The 1,303-nt window shown below is 74.7% G+C and carries 4 protein-coding genes; 2 read left to right on the top strand and 2 right to left on the bottom strand.

All coding sequences use genetic code 11. The features are described 5' to 3' along the window. On the bottom strand, positions 1-185 hold a 185-nt coding region (locus tag ACFWEK_RS21725), incomplete at its 3' end, for a hypothetical protein (RefSeq protein WP_430555394.1). Here ACFWEK_RS21725 and ACFWEK_RS21720 point away from each other — a divergent pair. Further along, the gene (locus ACFWEK_RS21720) at positions 175-525 is read left to right on the top strand and encodes a hypothetical protein (protein ID WP_430555393.1); all 351 of its coding nucleotides are present in this window, start codon (positions 175-177) and stop codon (positions 523-525) included. The genes ACFWEK_RS21725 and ACFWEK_RS21720 overlap by 11 nt on opposite strands. Positions 526-567: 42 nt before the next feature. Further along, positions 568-942, top strand: coding sequence for a VOC family protein (locus ACFWEK_RS21715; protein WP_430548048.1), 375 nt, complete (start codon positions 568-570; stop codon positions 940-942). Here ACFWEK_RS21715 and ACFWEK_RS21710 read toward each other — a convergent pair. After that, on the bottom strand, positions 861-1,303 hold a 443-nt coding region (locus ACFWEK_RS21710; RefSeq protein ID WP_430555392.1), incomplete at its 5' end, for a DUF1697 domain-containing protein. The genes ACFWEK_RS21715 and ACFWEK_RS21710 overlap by 82 nt on opposite strands.

Here is a 1,303-nt window from a genome sequence, read left to right as displayed (position 1 = left end):
ACCTCTGCGGCACCGAGCTGCTCGGCCCGCTCTTCGCGCACGGCGCGGCCGGGGCCGACCTGGCCGTGGTCGAGGGCGTGATGGGGCTGTACGACGGTGCGGCCGGCCAGGGTGAACTGGCCTCCACGGCGCAGCTGGCGAAGGCGCTGCGGGCGCCGGTGGTGCTGGTGGTCGGTGTACGACATCCCCACCTCGCGCCGCACGGGCGGCACGGTGCTCGAGGCGGGCGACGCGCCCGTCGTCGTCGCCGAGGGGATCTTCGCCGCGGAGCTCGTGGCCGCGTGCCGGGCCGACGGCATCCTCGCCGACGCGATCTGCCTCAGCCAGCCGCGCGTCGTGAGCTTCTGGTTCCGCTTCCTGCGCGACGTCGCCGAGTCGCGCAAGCCGCTGCCCACGCTGGTGCGCCGGGGCTGGGGGCTGCTGCGCGCCGAGCCCGCACTGGTGCGGCGGTGGACTGACCTGGGCTGCCGCCTCGCCACGCCCGCGCAGGCGGAGCGGGACATCCGCGCGCTGCTCGCCCCCTGATTTCCCGTAGGTGCCGGCCACCTCGGCACCTACGGTGGGCGCATGGCAACGGTGCGGAAGTTCCAGGTGACCTTCGACTGCGCGGAACCGGAGCGGGTCGCCCGGTTCTGGTGCGAGGTGCTCGGGTACGTCATGCCCGAGGGCGTGGACTGCGTCGCGCAGGACCCCGCGGGCGAGGGCCCGCGGCTGTACTTCCAGCGTGTGCCCGAGGGCAAGGTCGTCAAGAACCGGGTGCACCTCGACGTCCGCGTCGGCACCGGGCTGGTGGGCGACGAGCGCCTGGCCGCGCTGCGGGCCGAGCAGGCCCGCCTCGAGCCGCTGGGCGCGGTCCACCTCTACACGCAGTACGCCGACGGCGAGGAGGAGTCCTGCATCACGATGCAGGACGTCGAGGGCAACGAGTTCTGCCTCGACTGAGACCCGCTACGCGGGCAGCGGCGCGTCGAGCAGCGCGAAAGGCGCGTCGTCGTCCGCCAGGTCCGCACGGTCATCTGCCGGAACACGGGCATGCCCATGAGCCGGGTGATCCGGGTGCGCCGGGCCTCGGCGGCGACCCGGGAGAAGTAGACGACGCCCGGCCCGGGCGCGACGGCGTCGACGCCCTCGCGCAGCTCGGGCATCTGCGCCAGCACCTCCGGGGCGGTGAGCGGGTGCTTGAGGAAGAAGACCTCGCTGCGCAGCGCGTCGGAGGAGTGGTCGGGCGGCGCGGCCTCGACGGCGGCCGCGAGCTCGTCGCGGGAGCGGACGAGCGTCGGGACGGCGAAGCCGAGGCGGGCAG

It is taken from the genome of Isoptericola sp. NPDC060257 (assembly GCF_042726645.1).
Taxonomy (GTDB): Bacteria; Actinomycetota; Actinomycetes; order Actinomycetales; family Cellulomonadaceae; genus Isoptericola; species Isoptericola nanjingensis.
The sequence above is the reverse complement of the archived record's forward strand: the minus strand, read 5'-3'. Positions and strand labels throughout refer to the sequence as shown.

Bases quoted from the DNA above. Each gene is read 5' to 3' on its own strand.
- ACFWEK_RS21715 (WP_430548048.1), top strand. From the start codon at position 568: ATGGCAACGGTGCGGAAGTTCCAGGTGACCTTCGACTGCGCGGAACCG.